The organism is Streptomyces sp. NPDC006208 (assembly GCF_040613775.1).
Classification (GTDB): domain Bacteria; phylum Actinomycetota; class Actinomycetes; order Streptomycetales; family Streptomycetaceae; genus Streptomyces.
In genome coordinates this window covers 51,933-72,895 of record NZ_JBEXSW010000045.1, presented here as the reverse complement: position 1 = coordinate 72,895, position 20,963 = coordinate 51,933, and the positions used below count along the sequence as shown (strand labels likewise).

Annotated in this window: 14 protein-coding genes and 1 pseudogene; 8 read left to right on the top strand and 7 right to left on the bottom strand. The window is 69.5% G+C overall.

All coding sequences use genetic code 11. The features are described from left to right. Positions 1 to 171: 171 nt before the first annotated feature. From ABZ208_RS30575 to ABZ208_RS30555, 5 genes are all read left to right on the top strand, one after another. Positions 172 to 1,452, top strand: a complete 1,281-nt coding sequence (locus ABZ208_RS30575; RefSeq protein WP_356912695.1) for an MFS transporter — start codon at positions 172 to 174, stop codon at positions 1,450 to 1,452. Positions 1,453 to 1,454: 2 nt separating this feature from the next. Further along, positions 1,455 to 2,792 carry a carotenoid oxygenase family protein gene (locus ABZ208_RS30570; protein ID WP_356912694.1) on the top strand — a complete coding sequence of 446 codons (1,338 nt, stop codon included), beginning with the start codon at positions 1,455 to 1,457 and terminating at the stop codon, positions 2,790 to 2,792. Between the two features lie 176 nt (positions 2,793 to 2,968). Next, complete coding sequence (locus ABZ208_RS30565) at positions 2,969 to 3,409, top strand: SRPBCC family protein (protein WP_356912692.1); 441 nt, start codon at positions 2,969 to 2,971, stop codon at positions 3,407 to 3,409. Further along, positions 3,409 to 5,331: a multicopper oxidase family protein gene (locus ABZ208_RS30560; protein WP_356912691.1), complete on the top strand. Its 1,923-nt coding sequence runs from the start codon at positions 3,409 to 3,411 to the stop codon at positions 5,329 to 5,331. Before ABZ208_RS30565 ends, ABZ208_RS30560 begins: the two co-directional genes overlap by 1 nt. A 359-nt stretch (positions 5,332 to 5,690) precedes the next feature. Beyond that, positions 5,691 to 6,263, top strand: a complete 573-nt coding sequence (locus ABZ208_RS30555; protein ID WP_356912690.1) for a dihydrofolate reductase family protein — start codon at positions 5,691 to 5,693, stop codon at positions 6,261 to 6,263. A gap of 88 nt (positions 6,264 to 6,351) precedes the next feature. Here the strand turns inward: ABZ208_RS30555 and ABZ208_RS30550 are convergent, their stop codons facing one another. Next, positions 6,352 to 6,876: a GNAT family N-acetyltransferase gene (locus ABZ208_RS30550; protein WP_356912689.1), complete on the bottom strand. Its 525-nt coding sequence runs from the start codon at positions 6,874 to 6,876 to the stop codon at positions 6,352 to 6,354. Positions 6,877 to 7,497: 621 nt separating this feature from the next. Here ABZ208_RS30550 and ABZ208_RS30545 point away from each other — a divergent pair. Beyond that, a complete protein-coding gene (locus ABZ208_RS30545; protein ID WP_356912688.1) occupies positions 7,498 to 9,003 on the top strand; it encodes an FG-GAP repeat protein in 1,506 nt (501 codons plus the stop codon). A 451-nt stretch (positions 9,004 to 9,454) separates the two neighbouring features. Here ABZ208_RS30545 and ABZ208_RS30540 read toward each other — a convergent pair whose 3' ends face one another. Next, positions 9,455 to 9,937 carry a DUF1203 domain-containing protein gene (locus tag ABZ208_RS30540; RefSeq protein ID WP_356912687.1) on the bottom strand — a complete coding sequence of 161 codons (483 nt, stop codon included), beginning with the start codon at positions 9,935 to 9,937 and terminating at the stop codon, positions 9,455 to 9,457. A gap of 124 nt (positions 9,938 to 10,061) precedes the next feature. Then, positions 10,062 to 10,184, bottom strand: a pseudogene (locus ABZ208_RS30535) (IS5/IS1182 family transposase); the annotation flags it as partial. 81 nt (positions 10,185 to 10,265) lie between these two features. Here ABZ208_RS30535 and ABZ208_RS30530 point away from each other — a divergent pair. Together ABZ208_RS30530 and ABZ208_RS30525 are read left to right on the top strand one after the other, a co-directional pair. Then, complete coding sequence (locus ABZ208_RS30530) at positions 10,266 to 10,520, top strand: EF-hand domain-containing protein (RefSeq protein ID WP_356912686.1); 255 nt, start codon at positions 10,266 to 10,268, stop codon at positions 10,518 to 10,520. A 1,052-nt stretch (positions 10,521 to 11,572) separates the two neighbouring features. Then, a complete protein-coding gene (locus ABZ208_RS30525; protein WP_356912685.1) occupies positions 11,573 to 13,945 on the top strand; it encodes an FHA domain-containing protein in 2,373 nt (790 codons plus the stop codon). Between the two features lie 1,594 nt (positions 13,946 to 15,539). On the opposite strand, the gene ABZ208_RS30520 is transcribed toward ABZ208_RS30525, so the two are convergent. The 4 genes from ABZ208_RS30520 to ABZ208_RS30505 form a co-directional block, all read right to left on the bottom strand. Then, positions 15,540 to 15,905: a PH domain-containing protein gene (locus ABZ208_RS30520; RefSeq protein WP_328404937.1), complete on the bottom strand. Its 366-nt coding sequence runs from the start codon at positions 15,903 to 15,905 to the stop codon at positions 15,540 to 15,542. Between the two features lie 803 nt (positions 15,906 to 16,708). Then, on the bottom strand, positions 16,709 to 17,914 hold the full coding sequence (locus ABZ208_RS30515) for an MFS transporter (protein WP_356912684.1): 1,206 nt from the start codon (positions 17,912 to 17,914) through the stop codon (positions 16,709 to 16,711). A 580-nt stretch (positions 17,915 to 18,494) separates the two neighbouring features. Further along, positions 18,495 to 19,499, bottom strand: a complete 1,005-nt coding sequence (locus tag ABZ208_RS30510) for a MerR family transcriptional regulator (RefSeq protein WP_356912683.1) — start codon at positions 19,497 to 19,499, stop codon at positions 18,495 to 18,497. Positions 19,500 to 19,502: 3 nt separating this feature from the next. Next, positions 19,503 to 20,174, bottom strand: a complete 672-nt coding sequence (locus ABZ208_RS30505) for a HEAT repeat domain-containing protein (protein ID WP_356912681.1) — start codon at positions 20,172 to 20,174, stop codon at positions 19,503 to 19,505. Positions 20,175 to 20,963 lie beyond the last annotated feature (789 nt).

The following is a 20,963-nucleotide window of genomic DNA, read 5'->3' as shown; positions in this document are numbered from 1 at the left end:
GCTGGAACAACTCCCACAACTCATCCGGCACCAGCCGCTCAACGATCCCCACCACGACCAACAGCCTACCGAGCCAACCAAATGAGATGACTTCTAAGGGTCTCTGTCAGGCAGTCGTATAGGTGATGCCTACCGACGCGAGCGGTGGACGTCCGCTGCGAGTGTCGAGCCATGACCCGCACCGCACCACAACGGACCACCACCGGCTGGATACCGCTGGCTGTTCTGGCCACGGCCCAGTTCCTGGTCGTGCTGAGCACGTCGATCGTGAACGTCGCCCTGCCCCAGATCCGGACCGGGCTCGATCTGTCGGACACGGGCCAGGCGTGGACGGTCAACGCCTACGTACTGGTCTTCGGCGCCCTGCTGCTGCCGGGCGGGCGCGCAGGCGACGTATACGGCCTTCGCCGCGTGTTTCTGCTCGGCATCGGCCTGTTCGCCCTCTCCTCCCTGGGCGCGGCACTGGCGCCCACGGCGATCGTGCTGATCGCCTGCAGGGCAGTGCAGGGAATCGGCGCCGCGCTGCTGGCGCCCACGGCGCTGGCCCTCGTGCTGACGCTCTATCCCGACAGGGAGCGGCGCGGCACCGCGCTCGGAGTGTGGGGCGCGGTCTCCGGTGCCGGCGGGGCGGCGGGCGTGCTGCTGAGCGGGCTGCTCACCAGCCTGTACGGCTGGCGTGCGGTGTTCGTCGTGATGGTGCCCCTCGCCCTGGCCGTCCTGGTGGCCACCTGGCGGCTGGTCGCGGCCGACCGGCCACGCGGCGGAAGCCTGGACGCGCCGGGCGCGGTGACGGTGACGGCGGGGCTGGTCGCGCTCACCTACGGCCTGTCAGGCCGTTGGCCGCTCGCCGTGATCGGTCTGGCGCTGCTCGGCCTGTTCGTGGTCCTCCAGCGCCGCTCCGCCGACCCCCTGCTGCCGGCGCGCATGAGCGTGGTGGCGGTGCCCAACATCCTGATGGCCCTGCTGGGCGCGGTCTGGCTCGGCCTGTTCTACTTCCTGCCCCTCTACCAGCAACGCACCCTCGGCTACGCGCCCTTGGAGGCCGGGCTGACCCAGCTTCCCCTCGCCCTCATGATCACCCTCTCCTCGTGGGTCACCGGCAAAGTCTCCGGCCGCCGTGTGCTCCCCGTGGGCCTGCTGGCTCTCGCGGCCGGACTGGCCTGGCTGTCCCGAACCCCGGCCGACGGCACCTTCCTTGTGGACCTGCTCGGCCCGACGCTCCTCATCGGCATCGGTCTCGGGGTGGCCTTCGTCCGGCTCACCGCGACGTCCTCCACGGGCGTCCCGGCCGCCGACAACGGCCTGGCCGGCGGGCTGGTCAACGCCACCCGGCAGATCGGCGGAGCCATCGGCCTGTCCTTCCTGACCCTGCTTCCCTCCTCCGGCACGGCCTTCCTGGCCTGTGCCGCACTGACCCTCCTCATCTCGGCTCTCGCGACCCGAAAGGCATGAACATGACTCTCGACAAGCCCTACATCAGCGGCCACTTCACCCCCGTCACCGACGAGATCACCGGTCGCGAGCTGAAGGTGCGCGGCACCCTCCCGCCCGAGCTGAACGGCCGCTACTTCCGCAACGGTCACAATCCCAAGCCGGGCGTCACCCCCACCCACTGGTTCCGCGGCGAGGGCATGATCCACGGCGTCCGCCTCACGGGCGGCCGGGCCGAGTGGTACCGCAATCGCTGGGTGCGCACCCCCTTCCTGGACGGCGTGCCGTTCACCGGAACCGAGCTCGAAGTCAGCGCCGCCGCCACCAACATCATCTTCCACGGGGGCCGCTACCTGGCCCTGCAGGAGGCCAACCTGCCCTGGGAGGTCAGCGCCGACCTCGACACGATCGGCGCCTACGACTTCGGCGGCAAGCTCACCAGCTCGATGACCGCCCACCCCAAGGAGGACCCGGAGACCGGCGAGCTGCACTTCTTCAGCTACAGCCCCTTCCCGCCGTATCTGACCTACTACGTGGCCGACGCCTCCGGCGCCATCGTCACGTCGGAGGTCATCGACGGCTCAGGCCCGTCGCTCATGCACGACTTCGCCATCACCCGCGAGCACGTGGTCTTCATCAACTCGCCCGTCGTCTTCGACCACGCCGAGCACTCCGGCATCCCCTACCGCTGGCACGACGACGTCCCCCTGCGCATCGGCGTGACGCCGCGCGCCGGGGGCAGGACCACCTGGTTCGAGGTGGCCGACCAGGCAGCGCTGTTGCACGTTGCCAACGCCTACACCGACGCGCAGGGCCGGATCGTCCTCGAAGCACCGCGCTTCGACCGTTCCGCCTGGGAGAACTCGTGGAAGTGGTGGGTCGGCGCTCCCGGCTACGGCACCAGCCCCGACGCCGGCTCGACCTTCCACCGGTGGATCGTGGACCCGGCCACGGGCAAGGTCACCACTCAGTCCCTCAACGACCTGGCCACCGAGTTCCCGTCGATCAACGACGCCCACACCGGTTCGGCGTACCGCTACAGCTACGCCATCGCCTTCCCCGGCGCGGGCCTGTCGGGCTACCACACCGTCAAGTTCGACACGCAGACCGGCCAGGAGAAGCTGCTCGCGCACGGCGAGGGCCGAATGCCCGGCGAGGCCGTCTTCGCGCCCGCCGAGGGCGGGACCGCCGAGGACGACGGCTACCTGCTCACCATCGTCAGCGACCTCAAGGCCGACGCATCGGAACTACTCGTCCTGGACGCGAGCGACCTGAGCACCGTGGCCGCCGTCGAACTCCCCCGCAGGGTGCCCGCCGGCATCCACGGCCACTGGATCCCCGACTCCGAGATGCCTGCCTGACCCGCCTCGGCCGCCCGGTCCGCTGCCTCTCCGATGCGGCGCCCGGGCACCGAACCCGTCCGGCATCCACGGCCACTGGATCCCCGACTCCGAACTGCCCGCCCAACCCGCCCCAGCCGTCCGGGCCGCCGTGACTCCCCCGCGGCGGCCCGGGCCCCCGACACCGAGGAACCGCCATGACCTTCCCCACGACCATCGACGAGAACGCCCCCGTCGTCGCCGACCACACCATCCGGATCGCCGCTCCTCTCGAGCGGGTCTGGCAGCTGCACACCGGGATCGGCTTCTGGCCCGACTGGCAGTCCGACATCACCGAGGCCCGGCTCGACGGCCCCATTGCCCCCGGCACCACCTTCCACTGGGTGACCGCGGGGCTGTCCATCGACTCCACCATCTACGCGGTCGACGGCAAGCACCGCATCCTGTGGGGCGGTCCCGCGCACGGCATCACCGGCGTGCACGAGTGGACTTTGACCGAGGACGGCGACGATGTCGTGGTCCGCACCCGGGAGTCCTGGGCGGGCGCACCGGTTGACGCCGACCGGGACAACCTCGCCGCCGCGCTGGACGATTCGCTCAGCGCCTGGCTCGACGCCCTGAAGAAGGCGGCGGAGTAGTGGCCGAGCCTTTCTTCCTCACCGATCTGGTCCTGGCCTTCGTGCTGGCGATCACCGGCGGCATGCTGGGCCGCCGGGCCGGCCGCCGCCAGGCACAGCCCGCACCACAGCAGGGCGAGACACGGCGAGGTCCGCTCGTCCTGTACGTCACCGCCGCAGTCGTCGCCGCCCGGCTGGCGGTCGCGGTACTGCTGCTGGCGACCAGCGGCTGGCAGCTGGTCGCCCACCGTTTCCTGCTCGGCCTGCCAGTCGTGGTGCTGCCGTTGGTGTGGGCGCTGGTGCGGCGCAGTGCCGTCGCCGCGCACACCACGGCCATGGGTGCCTGGCTGTCCTTCTACCTCCTGTACGTCCCGCCCGGCCCGCAGGACCTGCCGATCGCGGCCGGGGCGTCGGCGCTCGTCCTGGCCACGACGATCGGGGCCTCCCTCCTGCTCGGCGACCGGCGCTCCCGCGGCGGCCGCCTGGCCCGGCTGCCGTGGCTCTCCGGGATCGCCGCCGTGGTCACCGCGGCCGCGCTGAGCAGCCTGTTCCTGGTCAGCGAGTCCGCGACGATGGACTGGGGCGGCGGCCCGGAGCGCGCCGGGCACTCCGTGCACGCCATGGGCCATGGGCACGGCGCCGGGGCCCCGGCCATGCGCACCGTGGACGAGCTGACCGGCCCGCGCGACGGCACTCCCGACGCCCGCTTCACCCTGACCGCCGCGCACGGCACCGTACGGCTGTCCTCGGGCAAGAAGATCGACGCCCTCACCTTCAACGGAATCAGCCCCGGCCCCGAACTGCGTGTCGGAAAAGGTCAGTTGGTTGAGGTCACCCTGGTCAACAAGGATGTGATCGAGGGCGTCACCCTGCACTGGCACGGCGTGGACGTGCCCAACGCGGAGGACGGGGTGCCGGGCGTCACCCAGAACCCGGTCCGCCCCGGCGAGAGGCATGTCTACCGCTTCGTACCCGACCGCACCGGCACGTACTGGTACCACACGCACCGGGACGCCGAACACTCCGTGGAGCGCGGCCTGTTCGGTGCACTGATCGTGGAGGACGGCCACCAAGGCGTGCAGCAGAACGTGTTCACCCACCTGTGGCCGGGCGAAGAGGACCAGATCGGCGCCTTCGGCACAGCCGACAGCGCCGAACGCCACGCCGTCCCGGCCGGCCGGCCGGTGGTGCTGCGGCTGATCAACAGCTCCAAGGAGCCGCACCGGATCCTGCTCGGGGGCACCCCCTTCCGGGTCACCGCCCACGACGGCAACCCGATCGGCGAGCCGGGTGAACTGAAGCCCGGCACGGACCTGTTCCTCGCTGCCGGCGGCCGCTACGACGTGGCGTTCACCATGCCGGACGGCGTGGTGACGCTACGGCTGGACACCTCCGAGATGCCCAACACGGCGGGCCTCGCCTTCAGCCCCGACGGACGCGCCGCACCCGCCGTCCTTACGCCGGGCGATCTCTTCGACCGTCTGTCGTACGGTGAGCGGACCGGCCCGAAGCCCGAAGGCGGCCCGTACGACCGCGACTTCGACCTGGTGCTGGACAACGGCTTCGGTTTCGGCGGAGGGTCTTTCACCTTCACGGACACGATCAACGGCCGCCTCTCCCCTGCGGTTCCGACCCTGATGGTCCGCGACGGCGATCGGGTGCGGATACGCATCACCGCCCGGGGGATCATCGACCACCCCATGCACCTGCACGGCCACCGGGTCCGGGTGATCTCGCGCAACGGCGAGGCGGTCACCGGCAGCACCTGGTGGACCGACACCCTCAGTGTCGCCCCCGGTGAGAGCTATGAGATCGACTTCAGCGCCGACAACCCCGGTGTGTGGATGGACCACTGCCACAACTTCGAACACTCCGAGAGCGGCATGATCATGCACCTGGCCTACGACGATGTCACCACTCCGTACCACGGCCCGGCGCACTGAGAGGGACACGTCATGGAAGCCCCGGAGTTGTGGACACGCCGGGTTCAAGGCGGCCCACCAGGCCGTTTCGTTCGGATCACCGAGTCCGACCACATCAAGGTGCCGCGCCACTGTTTGCGACGTGTCATGCACCGCTCGTCGCTGTTGCGCTGCCGGTAGTTCTCACGTTCGGGCATGTGTGCGACCCACCGAGGTGATCCGGATGGCCGAGGCCGCCGAAAGGGGCGGGCGACGGCCGATGAGTTTCTCCGTGATCCGCAGTCAGGGTTCATGATTGGTGCACTGCGGCCACGAGTGTGGTCGAAGCGTGCACCGACCGAACCCACTGAGAACCAGACACGAGACACCGAGGACCTGAGATGCGTACCCTGATCAGCACCGCCTTCATTTCGCTCGACGGCGTCGTGGAGTCCCCGGGCGGCGAGCCCGGTTACCGGAACTCGGGGTGGACTTTCAAGGACGTCGAGTTCCTCCCCGAGGCATTCGACATCAAGGGCCGGGAGCAGAAGGAAGCCACCGCGATGCTGATGGGCCGGACCAGCTACGAGGCATTCAGCCCGGTGTGGCCCGACATGGAGGACTTCGCCGACTACAAGGTGATGCCGAAGTACGTCGTCTCCACCACCCTTACCGAGGACGATCTGGTGTCGAACTGGGGCGAGACGACGATCCTGCGCTCACTCGACGACGTCGCCGCGCTGAAGGAGACCGAGGGCGGCCCGATCATCGTCCACGGCAGTGCCTCCCTGAACCAGGCCCTTTCGGACGCCGGCCTGATCGACCGCTACCACCTGCTCGTCTTCCCGCTCCTGCTCGGCGCGGGCAAGCGGCTCTTCAGCGCCACGGACAAGGACACGCAGAAGCTGAAGCTGGTCGAGCACGAGGTCTACGCCAACGGTCTGCAGAAGAACGTCTTCGACGTCGTCCGCTGACAAGGCTCCCGCCCCCTGCCCTTGCGCCGCTCGTCGGTGGCTGCCTTGAGCTGCGGTGAGCAGGAGGCTACGAGTTCACAGACTGCTTTCAACGCAGATCGAGCAGCATCACGTCATGACGGTCCGCGCCCTCGCCCCATGGCCGCGCCTCGCCGATCTTGCGGTATCCCCACGCCCGGTAAGCGGCCGACGCCGCCTTGCTCGCCGGGTGGACGTTCAACAGCACCCGCTCGGCTCCGATGCCGTCGAGCAGCGTCTTGTGCAGACGCCGCGCAACGCCCTGTCCGCGCCACGGTCCGCGCACGGCGAGTTCCATGAGCCCGAAGGTGCGGTGCCCGTCCTCGCGCCGCACGTCGTCGGGCACGGGCTCGGTCAGTTCGTCCCACCACACCGTGTCGGGCTGGAGCGGGTAGCCGTACGCCATGCCGATCGGCTCGCCCTCCGAAGTACGGGCCAAGACAGCGCGAAAGGTGCGGTTGCGAGCCTGTACGGGGAAGCGGCGGAAGGCAGCGGCGACGTCGTCCTCGGTCTCGTTGTACGGAGGCTCCGCGAACGCTTCGGCGTAGATCAGCCTGAACGCGTCCTCGGCCTGCACTGCGGCCGGTCCATCCATGCGCCCTGTCGCGATGATCCCTTGGTGTGTCGTGTGGTCCCCCTCGAACGGTCACGCAAATGCGCTCGCCGCGCACTCTCTGCCGCTGAGACTCCCGGATCCTACCCACCAAGGGCAGTGAGAGGGTGCTGGGCCAGTATGGGCAGACGGTTGAGGAAGGTTCGGACGTCGATCGATGCCGACCGCCCGCCCGACGTCCTGAACTCGCGGGACATCCTGATCGCCCCCGGCTCGTCCTTCGGGTGACGACGACGGGCGCAGTTCACGTCGGGCGGCAGCGAAGGCACCCCTTTCGCCTCCGTGACGGACTGAGACCGCCCTACGCCGGACGACCCTCCGGCGAGGCGTACAACCTTTGACGAACTTCGGATGTCTTCTCGGTGAGTGCAATACGGACATTGCCCTCACCGCTACCCAACGGGGGAGGCCGCACATGATTCCACGCCGTTCCGTGGCGGGCGCGGCGGCGTTGCCTGGCGCTCCCGGGCATCTGCACCCGGTCTGTGCTCCGGCGTTTCGCCGGGGAACTGAGCATGCACCTCCGCCGACCGCCCTCACGCACAATCCACCGCGGCTGAGCGGGACGCCGTAGGCAGCCTCGGAGACCAAGGAGGTTCTCCTGTGCGTCACATCAGAAGCGCGGCCCTCACGGCCGTGGCACTCCTCACCCTCGGTGGCGGCGCCGCTTTTGCGGCGCCTGCCGCCAAAGCCGCAGTGCCGTTTCCGTCCATCGGCTGGCAGCAGCGCAATTGCGACTACGACGGCAACGGTTTCGACGACGTACTGACCGGCGCCCCGGGCGCCACGGTGAGCGGTGCCACGGGCGCCGGCTACGTCACCGTGCAATACAGCTCGTCAAGCGGTCTCAGCACCACCAAGAAGAGCGTCATCCACCAGAACACCTCGGGCGTCCCGGGCGGTGCCGAGGCCGGCGACGGCTTCGGGCGGGCCGTGGCCTCCGGCGACCTGGACAACGACGGCTACGACGACGCGATCGTCGGCATCCCCGGCGAGGACCTGGCAGGGTTGTCCGACGCGGGCGGCGCCATCGTCTTCTGGGGCTCGCCGACCGGGCTGCATGGGGCCGACAGCACCTGGCTGGAGAACCCCGACGAGCTGCGGGCCGGCGCGAACTTCGGGCGGGCGATCGAAGCGGCCCGGTACTTCGCCCCGGACCCGGCGGACCCGAACGCCAACCCGCGTGACTCGATCGCCGTCCTGGAGGACGAAGCCCTGCTGTTCTTCACCACCCCGCCCGGCGGGACGGCGCAGCAGCAGCTGAAGATGTCGGACCGCAGCATGCGGGCGCGGGACTTCTCGCCGCTGGACACCGGCTTCGAGTTCCGCAACCTCAGCCACGGCAACTACAACGAGGACTCCTGGGCCGACCTGGCCATCTCCGGGGTCACCACCGGCGACCAGCCGGGCGTCGGCTCGGTGCAGGTGCTGCACGGCGCGCCGGACGTCGACGGCCTCGGCGACGGCGGCACGTTCCAGGGCGGCCCGGCCATCGTCTCCGGCGACTGGGACGGCACTGGGCAGGACGACCTCGTCATCGGCGAAACGGGCGTGGGCTCGCCGCCGGGCGGCGGGATCACCCTCTACGTGGGCCGCGGCGACCTGTCCGGCCTCGAGCCGGAGCCGGTGCAGTACTGGACCCAGGACTCCGACGGCATCCCGGGTGTCGCGGAGGCGGGCGACCAGTGGGGCGCCGAGCTGTCGGCCGGCGACACCGACGGCGACGGCCACCCGGACCTCGCCATCGGCGCACCCGGCGAGGACATCGGCAGCGTGTCCAACGCGGGCGCGGTGTGGGTGCTGCGCGGCGATCCGACCGGCTTCACCAACGTCGGGGCGAAGAGCTTCGACCAGCAGTTCGCCGACATCCCCGGCGTGGCGGAGACTTCGGACCGCTGGGGCGGTCAGGTCCGGCTGATCGACGCCAACAAGGACGGCCTCTTCGGCCTGCTGGCGGCGGCACCGGGCGAGAACACCAACGACGGCTTCGTATGGGTCATCCCCGCGTCGTCGTCGGGGCTGGTCGCCAAGGGCACGTGGACCTACGACGGGGCACGCCTCGGGGCACCGGTGGCCAATGCGCAGTTCGGGGCGGCGATCGACGAGTAGCGGAAGCCTCAAGGAGGTCTGGGAAGTCACCGGGAATCAACAGCAGTGCTGGGTCCCGCTTTGGTCGGGTATCCATCCTGGTGGCCGGGCCTGCTCGACAAGGACCCGTCGCAGCGCATGACGGCATCGATGGCCCGGCCGCTGCTGGTTGCCCTCGAGCGCCCCGATGCACTGACCTCACGTGGACTCGCGCCTCACCCGAAGACGGCGACCGACGCCGCCGGATCCGCTCGTGTTCCAGGCGACCGGCGGCTTTCCCGTTGGGAACCGGCGCTGTGTGCGCGGAGCGTCCGCCCACCGCTCCCCGCAGCAGCCGTCTGCCCTCATCGTCGTCGATCTCACGCACCCGCACGCGCTCAGCCATGTGCAGAGTGCGGATGATCACTTCGGCCTCAGAGGGACCCGACCCATCGGCGCGACTGTTGCGGACGACGGCCGGTGCGACACCGCCCTATCCGGCGCGGGTGATCGTGAACATGTAGCAGCCCCAGACGATGTTGCGGCTGTGGACCTGCACCACGTCAGGCTCCGCGAGCAGCTCAGCGATGGCTCCCTCTGGATCCTGGCCGTCGTGCACTCTGGTCGCGTCGTGGATCCAGCCGCGAGCATCGTATGCCCGCAGCACCTGCGGACGTCCGCGCCAGTCCGGCGGATAGCTGTTGACGTCGGCGAGTCCCGCGCAGGGGGCAGCGTGTGCGAGCACGGCGCCGACCTCACGGTAGGGGCCGGCCGGGAGCGGCGGCTGGTAACCGAAGAGCAGCAGGTCTTCTCCGGACTCGGCGTTACGCAGACAGCAGCGGAGGGGATCGCCGCCCTCGGCGGTGATGCGCTCCACACGATTCCCGAAGGCGTCGACTCCACTGGCCCGCACCCTGTCCAGCACCTCAGCGGGCAGCGCACGGACGCGGAAGGTGACCGTCGATGTCGTAGTCATGCACCCAGACTCTCGACTCGGCATTGATCGCGCTGGCGGAAATCGGACGTCACGTTCAAAGCAGGACGCGCAACCCCGCCCAAGAGAGCAAAGGTTGCCTGACGCGGCACCAGGAAGTGTGCGGCCTTCGCTCGTAGCGGCGGTGCAGGCGGCGGCACCCGGCCGGCCACGCCACCGTGCGCTCCACGGTCCGACGGTGACGGCCCAGGCGCCGGCAGAGCTCTATGCGCTTGCGGGCGATACGCGGAACCGGGGCGGGACGGGACGCGTTGCACCCCATGTGGGGGCGGCCGGCCCGCGCATCGACGAAAGAGACGGGGACGACGGGATGAGTGACAAGGCCCGCAAGCTGTTCGAGGCGCTCGATCTGGACAACAACGGGACCCTGACCCGCGAGGAGGTCATCACCGCCCTGCGGAAGAAGGGCCCGCACCTGGCCGCGTCGGGGGATCTGCCGTTCTGGGCGCTGGGAGACGCCGATGCCTCGTCAGCGCTGTTCGACGCTGCCGACCAGAACGGGGACGCCGTACTGACCCTGGAAGAGTTCGAGGCGGTGGTGAACCGCCGCTTCGGTTGGCGCTGACAGCGGGTCGGCAGCGCCGGTCGACGCATCCGCCGCCGGCCCCCCACAGCGCGGGCCAGGCACATCGGCCGCTGGGCAGGGGTGCGATCGGCAGCAGGCCTTTCGCGGGCCTTCGGCGTTGGCGGTTGTCCAGGTGCCGTTGTCGTCGTAGCCGGGTAGAGGTAGTCGCGGTTGGTGACGGTCCCGGTCGAGTCGGTAGTGGTGACCGATTGCAGATTGCCGAGCCGGGCGTGGCTGTGGTCGATCTGGTACGGATCGGGGCCGGCGGTCGAAGAAGCAGACATAGCTGATGTCCCCTCAAGAACAGAGCCTCACCAGCCGATACAGGCCGGAGGTGGCGATGCGGGGTCCCGGCCCGGTGCAGGCCGCGGACCCAAACTGTGGAGCTTCGGTGGAGCCTGCGGCAGGCCGACCGGAGCCGGTTACCGCAGGCGGACATTCCGTAACCAGCACCTGCATGAGACACGCAGCTACGACTGGCGTGGCCCTGACATTCACCGACCGCTACACCCACCCATTGAATGATCAAAAGCAACCGCTTTCGCGCTCCTGCGCATGACCGGCCGCTCCACCCGGCACATCATCCGGACGGCGGTACCGATCTTGGTAACAGCCGTTCTGTACGTTTCATCGCACACCCAAGGCGGCTTCGCACCAGAGGTCGGGGAATCAGGGCTCCCGCCGCGACGGGGAACGCGACAGGAGCCCTCCCGGCCCGTCCACCCCCGGTCGCCGCCGGCGACACCCGCACCCTGGAGGGGCTACCGGGCATCGCCCGTCCGGACGACCGCGGCCCTCGCGCCGAAGGCCGGGCCGGCCGGTCTCGCCATCGGCGTTGCCGGAGCGTCGTCTCCCCCGACTTGGGCGCACCTCCCGATCCACCACGACGGGTCACGCACTCCGGTGGGAGTCATCGGGTCCGTCACCTGACCGCGCGCCGCCGATCCGGTCGTCGGCGCGCCCACCAGCCGGCGTTCCAGCGCCCCGTTTCCCCTACTCGCCCCCTTCGCCACGCCGGGCGAACAAAAGGGGCAAAAGCTAAAATTCTGGCTATGGGAGAGCCTCCGGTAGCGCCGACCGCACCCGAACTCATCCTCGAAACAGACGGGGGCTCGACGCTGATGAATCCGGGCCGCGTGTACCACGTCGGACGCGACCCCCTGAGCGAGATCGTGCTGGACGACGCAAGGGTGTCCTGGCACCACGCCGTCCTTCGCTCCGAGGCCGGGCGGTGGACGATCGAGGACGAGAACAGCACCAACGGCACCTTCACCGAAGGCCAGCGCATCCAAGAGTTCGGCGTCGGACCCGGCAGCGTCGTACGGTTCGGTAATCCCGCGGACGGGCCGCGGGCCATGTTCACCGGGCTGCCCGAGCCCGAGCCCGCTCCCGCGCGCCCCGCCACCAAGGCGGGACACGGACGACCTTCCGCCGTCTCCATGCCCTCGGCCACCAGGACCTTCCGTCGGCCCACCACCGTGCGCCCCTTGCCCACCCGCACCGTCCACATCGGCCGCGCCGAGGACAACGACCTCGTCCTCGATGACCTCATCGCCTCCCGCAGGCACGCCGAGCTGCGCCACCACGCGGACGGTACGTACGAGATCGTCGACGTGGGCAGCCACAACGGCACCTACCTCAACGGCCAGCGCATCGACCGGGCCCAGATCTCCCCCGGGGACATCGTCGGCATCGGCCACTCCGCGTTCTGTCTCGTCGGCGACGAGTTGCAGGAGTTCGTCGACTCCGGGGAGGTCTCTCTCGACGTCCAGGATCTCACCGTCTCCGTCGATGGTGGTCGCAAGATCCTCCTGGACCATGTGTCCTTCCCGGTCGGCGAGAAGTGTTTGCTCGCCGTCGTGGGACCGAGCGGCGCCGGAAAGTCCACTCTGCTCAATGCCCTCACCGGACTGCGCCCCGCCGACCACGGCACCGTCCTCTACGACGGCCGCGACCTCTACCGCGACTTCGCCGAACTGCGGCAGCGCATCGGACTCGTACCCCAGGACGACATCCTGCACCTTCAGCTCACCGTGCGCGGGGCCCTTGGATACGCGGCCGAACTGCGCTTTCCCGGGGACAGCGCGCCCGAGGAGCGCGAGGCGCGGGTCGAGGAGGTCATCCGTGAGCTGGGCCTGGAGCAGCGTGCGGACCAGCCCATCCACAGTCTCTCCGGGGGCCAGCGCAAGCGTGTCAGCGTCGCCCTGGAGCTGCTCACCAAACCGTCGCTGCTCTTCCTCGACGAGCCCACGTCAGGCCTCGATCCCGGCATGGACCGCTCGGTGATGCACATGCTGCGCGGGCTCGCCGACGACGGCCGCACCCTCATCGTCGTCACCCACAGCGTGCTCAACCTCGAAGTCTGCGACCGGTTGCTCGTGATGGCGCCCGGCGGCCGGATCGCCTACTACGGCGTGCCCGAGGATGCCCTTGCCTTCTTCGGCTTCGAGAAGTGGCCCGAGGCCTTCGAGGCGTTCGAGAACGACCACGGCCGTGACTGGGGGGCCGAATACCGCGCCTCGCCTTTGCACCGCCAGTACGTCGCCACAAGCGCGCAGCCCCGGCTCGTCCGCGAGCGGCTACCACAAAGTTTCACGCCGCCGCCCAAGTCGCAGAGCTGGTTCGCCCAACTGCGGACCCTCGTACGGCGTTACGCGGCCGTGCTGAGCACCGACCGGACCTTCATCGTCATCATGGTCGGGCTGCCGTTCGGGATAGGTGCCATGGCCCGGGTCATGGCGGGCAGCAAACTCACCCTGGACACCGTGAACAAGGCCCTGCTCGTCCTGTGCGTGGGCGCGGTCCTGACCGGAACGGCGAACGCGGTGCGCGAACTCGTCAAGGAACGCGTCATCTACCGGCGGGAACGCGCCGTCGGTCTCTCCCGGTTCGCCTATCTGATGTCCAAAGTGGTGGTGCTGGGCCTGGTCACGGTCGTCCAGGCCGTCGTCATGACCCTCGTCGGACTCCTCGGCGTCGATCTCAGCGCGCCAGGTGGCAAGGGCGTCCTGCTGGCGCCACTCATCGAAATCACTCTGGCCATCGCGCTGTTGTCGTCGTGCGCGATGCTGCTCGGCCTGCTCGTCTCCGCACAGGTGCGCAGGGAAGAAGTCACCATGCCGATGCTGGTGCTCATCACCATGATCCAGCTCGTCTTCTGTGGCGCCCTGGTCAAGGTGTACGACGTGGTGGTCCTGGAGCAGCTGGCGTGGCTGGTACCGGGCCGGTGGGGCTTCGCGGCCACGGCGGGGACCGTCGATGTCGGCCGGATCGTGCCGAAGAAGGAGTTCGCCGACCCGCTGTTCGAGCACGCCGCCGGGGTGTGGCTGCTGAGCATGGGCATGTTGGTCGTGTACTCCGCCGTGCTCTGGTACGCCATCGCGCTGCTGCTCCGGCGCCACGAGCCCGCGATCATGCGAAAGTAGAGCGTGGCAGTCCGGCTTGTTCGGGTGTGATCCTGGCTCGCCGCGAGACACGGAACTCGCGGACTTCCTGGCGATGGTCCACATCACGACCGTATGCCGCGTGCGCGTGCCTTGGGATGTACCGCCGGTACACCCTTCGAGAAGAAGTCCCTACCGGCCGGAGACGGCGGTTTCCTTGATTGCGGTGGCAGTCCCGGCCGGGTTCCGGCCCGGAGGGACTGGAGCCACCGGGTCCGTGCACGGGCCCGGCGCGCCCGCGGGTGACATCGTCGTCGACACGCTGCGTGCACGTCGGGGACGGACCGGTCACCGCCCTTGACTGACCCCATGACGCGGTCCGGGCACCCCCGTGGTGGCCGGCCCGCAAACGAGTAGAACCATCGGGCGTGGTGGAGCTGTGCTGGACGCTCCCGGCGACATCCGAGTGGAGAGCGCGAGGTCCCTCGGATCCCTGGGCATCGTCGAGGAGGTCGGCGACGAGGTGAAGACGATCAAGCCCGGGCATTTCGTGATCGAGTTTCTTCGCCTCGGACAACGCGTGCGAGATCTGGGGACCGGCTATCAGTTCTCGTGTGTCCACCGGGAGCTCGTGGGCGGCGCTGCTGCGGGTCCCGCCGACCGACTGCACACTCGTCGCCACGCCCGGTGTGCCCGCCGATGATCTGATCCCCAGCTTCCTCGCCGCCTCCGACGTGCAGGGCACCGGCTGGTTCGGCGCGGTCGCCGCGCGGGCCGGGCCCGGCAAGACGGTCGCCGTCGTCGGTGACGGCGCGGTCGGCCTGCTCGCGGTGCTTGCCGCCAAGCAGCTCGGCGCCGAGCGGATCATCGCGATGAGCCGCCACGAGCCGCGGCAGAAGCTCGCCCGCGACGTCGCCCACGACGGCCAGGAGCTGTTCTTCTCCCACGTCCACCTGCGCGGCGGCCCCGCCGCAGCTGATCGACCTGATCTGGAACCGCCGGATCAACCCCGGCAAGGTCGTCGACCTCGACCTCCCCCTCGACAAGGCCGCCGAGGCACAACAGGGCGTGGACAAGCGGCGCGCCATCAACGCACTCCTACGCCCCTTGCCCCCTGTCCCTGGTCGTCTCTCCCCGTACGGCACGGGGCGAGCAGGGCGACCACCGCACCCGCGTCGCTACCGCCTCACCCGACAGGAGCCCGCGTGATCACCCGCGACACCGACCGCCTCACACGAGCGGACGGTGGGCCGCGCCCTGGCAGTCGTCCTCGCCCTGCTGACGGTCTTCGGCTCCATCTCGATGGACCTCTACCTTGCGGTGCGCCGCCCTGACCGGCGAGCTGCACGCCTCAACCTCGGCAGCGCAGCTGACCGTCACCGCCTCGGATTTCCTCGTGACCGGCGCCCCGGGGGGTGCTACTGGCTGCGCGGGAATCGTCGAGGAGGACGAGTAACAGGCCCGTACCCGTCCCGTCCCACAGGTCGACGGTGTGCACGTCCTCGCCCGCCTCCGGCCGTCAGCACCACGCGATCGATCAGCACGAGCCGTTCCGTATCCGTCCGGAGTGCGTTGCGTGCGACGCACCCGATGTTCCCCGCGGCCCCGGTGACGGCGACTGCTCGCGTACCGGCGGCTATCTGGCCACGAACTGCGTCAGGATCGCCTGCACCTCGTAGATGTCGACGCCTTTGGTGAAGGTCTTCTGGATCGGCGTGGCGCTGCCGGAGATCCAGAGCTTGAGCTCGGCGTCGAGGTCGAAGGTGCCGGCGGTCTCCACCGCGAAATGCGTGATGCTCCGGTACGGGACGGAGTGGTACTCCACCTTCTTGCCGGTGATCCCCTGCTTGTCGATGAGGATCAGCCGGCGGTCGGTGAACATGACGACGTCGCGTATCAACTGGTACGCGGCGTGGACCTGCTCGCCCTGGCCCAGCAGCCGTGCGTACTCCTGCTGCGCCGAAACCGGGTCGACGGTGTGCGCGTTCCCGAACAGCCCCATGACAGCCCCCACTTGTCGAGTCATGCGATCTTCGAACTGTATATCGGACGCCCGCCGCACGGCGGCCTCATGAGTTGATACCTCATGCCGGGAAGCCGGGGATCCACGGAATGCTTGCTGTTTACAGGTCGGCAGGGAGGGACGATGGATTCGGGTACGGTTACGCAGCTGATCACTGTCGGAGCCACATTGGGCGGAGTGGTCCGGACTTCGGTAGGCAACGCCCATCTTGAGCGGCGTCGCGCGCAGGACAGCCGCGAGCTGGAGTCCTTGCGCTCCGTCGGCCGGCCATGCAACGTGGCTCCGCGACGCGCGCCTCACGGCTTACGCCGGGCTCTCGCTGGCGGGCGAGGAGGCACTGCCGTTCATACGGTCCGACCTGCGGCTCCTCCTCGGCCCGGATGCTGCCAGTCAGCTCGCCGACACTGAGGCTCATGCACGGCGACGAGGCGGGGGACGTCGATCCTCAGGTCCTGCCGGACGGTAGAAGCGAACGTACCCCGGCAGTCCGTGCCGCTCGCTGTGGCGCGCCCAGCTCACGCGCGATCTCGTCGGCCATGGTGGCCACCGAGAGGTGGGCGAGAGTGGGAGCGAGGTCGAGCAGGCCCTGGCGCAGGCGGTCGAGCACCCTCGACGTCGCCCGGGTGAAGGCCGGAGCTCAACCTGAGGATCGGGAACGTGACCGGCCCACCGACCGTGCAGATCACCCGTGGCGTCCAACTCCGCCTCCTCGGACTCCTCGGCGTCGAAGTCACACAAACCCGCTGGCCACCGACCTGAATCAGTGACCCGAAAGTACGGGCCTAGGCGGCCCTCCGCACCAACACGAGCGCCGTCACCAGATACGGCACCGCGAACACAGCGAACGCGATCCCGTGCGCGTACGACGCACCGACCGAGGCGTACGCGGCGAACACCCCAACCGTGGCCAGCTCGGTACCCATGCTCGCGACGGAGGTCAAAGTCGCCCGGTGAGTCCCCTCGATCCGGTCCTGGAGCCGCGCGTCAGCAAGGACGTTGACCAACTGGAAGCCACCGAAGGCGACCGCGACAAGACCGATTCCGGCCGGAGTGCCCATCAGTGAACCCGCGGCCAGGGCGAACGCCGAGCCCGCAAGCACCACTCCGAGCCCCTTCGTGCTCAGCCGCTCCCCCGCCCCGGTCAGCAGGCTGCCGATCGCGGGGCCCACCCAGATCACCAGGAGCAGATACGGAATCGTCTGCTGGGCCACGCCGGTGTCCCGGACCAGCAGCGGCGTGTACTCGTCGAGCGCACCCCAGACTGCACCGACGGCCGGAACGAGCAGCAGCGCCCCGCGTACGGACCGGTCCCTGCGGGCCTCGACGAGCCCGGCCCGCAGGGTGGTGAGGGTAGAGGCCCGGTCATCACCGTGAGACACCGTCTCCCGATGCTCAGGGAACCGGGTCGCCACCACCGAGGTCAGCACACAGACCAGCACGCTCGCCGCGCCCACGGCCGGGTAGCCGCCGAAGTCGAGCACCGGACCGGCCAGTCCCATCGCCGCCATCACAGCGACCATCCCGACCGTCTGGGCCCGGCCGATGACACGCGCGTACCGGTCGGCCGCGCCCAACCGGTCGAGCTCGTCGTACACCAGTGCTTCCAGCGCACCGGAGCCGAGAGCGCCGCGCACCCCCCAGAGCACGAAGCCGAGCGCGAAGGCCCAGTACGACGGCACAATCACCCACAGGGCGAAGCCGGCGGTGGTGAGCAGCGGGCCCAGCCACAGCAGCAGCCGCCGGGAGACAACATCGGCCCAGGCGCCAGAGGGGACTTCCAGCAGGATCCCGGTGATCGACCACAGGGTGAACAGCGAGGAGATCTGCCAGATCGACAGACCGGTGTCGCTGAACAGCAGCGCGTACACCGGGTAGAGCAGCACGAAGTCGTCAAGGAACGCGTAGCCGTAGAGCGTGGCCGTCAGCCGCCGGACACCGGTGCTTCCGGTGTTGCCGGCGCCGGGCGCACACACAGGTGAGAGAGTCATGAGGCCTTCCCGCAGGGGCGATTCGGACGTCGGACGAACGGCGTCCGAGGCGGCCCTCGGGAGGTACGGCTGGTGGATCAATGTCGCCAGGTCATGGCACCGATGGTAGGCGGGCGGTGCCGTGCGGCCCAGCGAATATCGAGGCCCCTGTGGAAATCGGCGATCACTCCTCGCCGGCCGTGCCCACGACAAACGTGGTGATCACCGCCGCTTGGTCGGACGGCCGTGACACCGGAGAAGAGCCGTCACTGAACACCCAGGTCTCGTTCACGCGCACGACCATCTCACGACCGGATCTGGGAGACAGCCTCTGGTTCGGGCTCGCTGCCCAACTGGCTGTGCGGGTGGGGAAGAAGGTCGTTGACGCCTGTGCCACGTTGCGGGCGAACATCCGGGCGGGGGTCCTCGGCCCTGACGAGTTGGTGCGTGACAGCGGTGGGGTCGTTGGGCGTCGTCGCCGGTGGGTGGCATGATCCGCCCGTGGTGATCAGCCTGGGAGGCTGGTATCGAAGGCCGGCGTCAGGCAGCGCGAGGCGGCTCAAGGAAGACGCCGCGTACGCGGCGTCCCAGGAGAGATCCGTCACCGTGCGTCGCGTAGTTGAAGAAGGTACGCCGCAGTCAGCGCAACAGCACGGTCCACGTCGTGCGACAGCTCCACGAGGGCACGTGAAGCCCTCGTCCCCGGGATGTCCGCGAGTGCCTGGGTCAGCCGTCCGCGTGCAGGCGCTTCCGTGGTGTTGTGGGCGAGACGGTCGACGAGCCTGGTCGCGATCTGATCCGCCGTCGCGGTGTCGCTCGCCAGCACGCTCAATGCATCGGCTGCATCGGTGTCGTTCCTTCCCTCCACGATCATGTCGATGAGCGTCGGGACCGCATCGGCCACACCACGTGTCCCGAGCGCCAAAGCCGCATACCCGCGGACCACGACGTCGGGGTTCGCGAGGGCATCCCTCAGATGCGCGGTAGCCTCACCGCAGGGCATCTCGGCGAGGGCCTGAACGGCACGCTCCCGCACCCCGGCCACCGGTGAGCCGAGGCCCTCCGCCAGCAGCGTTGGGCCGCAGTCGCCCGATTGCGCCAGCGCCCATCGAAGGGCCCCGGCGACGTTCGGCTCCGTCTCGCTCAGTGCCGCCTCGACCAGGGCCTCCACCGGCACCGGAACCTCGTGGACCGAGGAAAGGGCCGCGCGCTGGCGCGCGTCGGCACTCTTCGACCCCAGTGCCTGGAGGAGCGCAACGACCTGGAGGACGTCCTCCCAGCCGGCGGGGTCCGCGGCATCGATCCGGCGCAGCCGCGTGAGCAACTCGGTCTCCGCCGCGATGCGTTCGCGCGTTTGACGGATGAGGTCGTCGACGAGCACCGAGGGCGTGAAGCTGGGATCGTCGAGCGCGCGTCCGATCTCTCGCAGCGACAGCCCCAGCGACCGCAGGCTCTCGATATGGAAGACCCGCTGGATGTCCTCCCTGGAATACTCCCGATAGCCGGAGCCGGTACGGCCCGAAGGACGCACCAGACCGAGCGACTCATAATGCCGGAGCATGCGGGCACTTACCCCGGACTGTCGCGCCACCTCACCGATCAACACGCCCTATCGTCCCTCCTGGCCTGACCCGCCGAGGGCCACGACGCGCTTCGCCTCTTCGATCGCGAACTCGAATCCGGCGTCCGGGTCGCGCAGCAGCCGTTGTGTGGCGAGCGCGTGCGCGCGCATGCGCGGGTCAGGGGGCGTCGTCGCAGCAAGCAGAGCCGGCACAATCACTTCACCCAGCGCGACCAGCGCCCGGCTGAGACTCAGCTGCGTCTCCCGCCCACCGCGCCCGAGCTGCGTCGCCAGTACCGTGGCCAGCGCGGACTCCTCACCATCCGGCACGAGCACGACCGCGGCCCGCCAGGCGCTGCGCGCCACTTCGTCGTCGGCGTCGGACAGGAGCGTCCGTGTGATCGCCGGCCACGCCTGCCGGTCCCCGATCTTGGACAGCGTGTGCAGCGCCTGGCTCCGTGCCTGCGCACGCTCCGAGCGGACTTCGCGGAGCAGCTCGGGAAGCGTCGTGGACACCGGGTGGCGGGTGAGCGCCCAGGTCAGCATGTCGCGCACGAAAAACTCGGGCTCGATGGCGCATCGCTCGATGAGCCTGTTGACGAAGCGCGCGTCAGGCGTCGTGCCGACCGCCAGAGCAGCCCGCAGTCGCACGGACGCACGGCCGTCCTCCAACTCCTGGAGCGCTCGCATCACATCTGTGTCCTGTCTCGTGGCTGTCATCGAGCACCTCCTTGGCAAGCAGTGAAGGCCTTGTCACCGTGTCAAGGTCAAACAGGGGCCGGTGTGCGCGAGGGTGGGAGTCCTCGTGCCGGCCACGGGGGAGCCCGACCGGATCCCAGACCCGCCCACACCCCGCCCGGCTCCAGAAGGCCCGGGTCAGCGGCGCCTTGTCCGCCCGGCAGGCCGACCATGATGCTCCGCCGGGCCAGCTGAACCGCTCAGGGGCCAACTGAAGCGCTGAGTCACAGGATTGCCGACCTCGCCACCACGTCCGACGGGGGACGACTGCCAGGGTCGCCGTCTTGGCCGCTACCGGTGCCTGCACGCCCGCCAGCGAGCCCAGTTGCAGGCGAAGCGGACCCGATCCGCCGCCCGGCGGGCCGAGCGCCGGGCGAAGAGAGAAGCCCGGCACGCAGCGGCCCCGCCGAACACGTCGCCGGAGGTCAGCGTACGCAACCCGCGCACGCTCGGCGTGGGTTCTCGTCAACGCACCCGTACCACAAAGGACCTGAGCGCCTCCCTTTCACTGGTGGACGCGCCCCGTGGCCGCCCTGTCGTAGGGGGCAGCCGGGAGCGCGACAACGTGTACAAGACCGAGTCAGCAAGCTCGGTCGCTTACGGCCGAGAAGTTGACCGAACCGTGCACCTCCGTTCCCGGACGGCGGATCCACAAGGCGTTGGTCCACGCCGACCACGAGGGACGCCGTACGGCAACGGCTTCCCGCCCGGTTGCATCCCCGCCGACAGCATCAAGGGGTCCGCATCCCGGGCTCACGCCGTCCCGGGCAG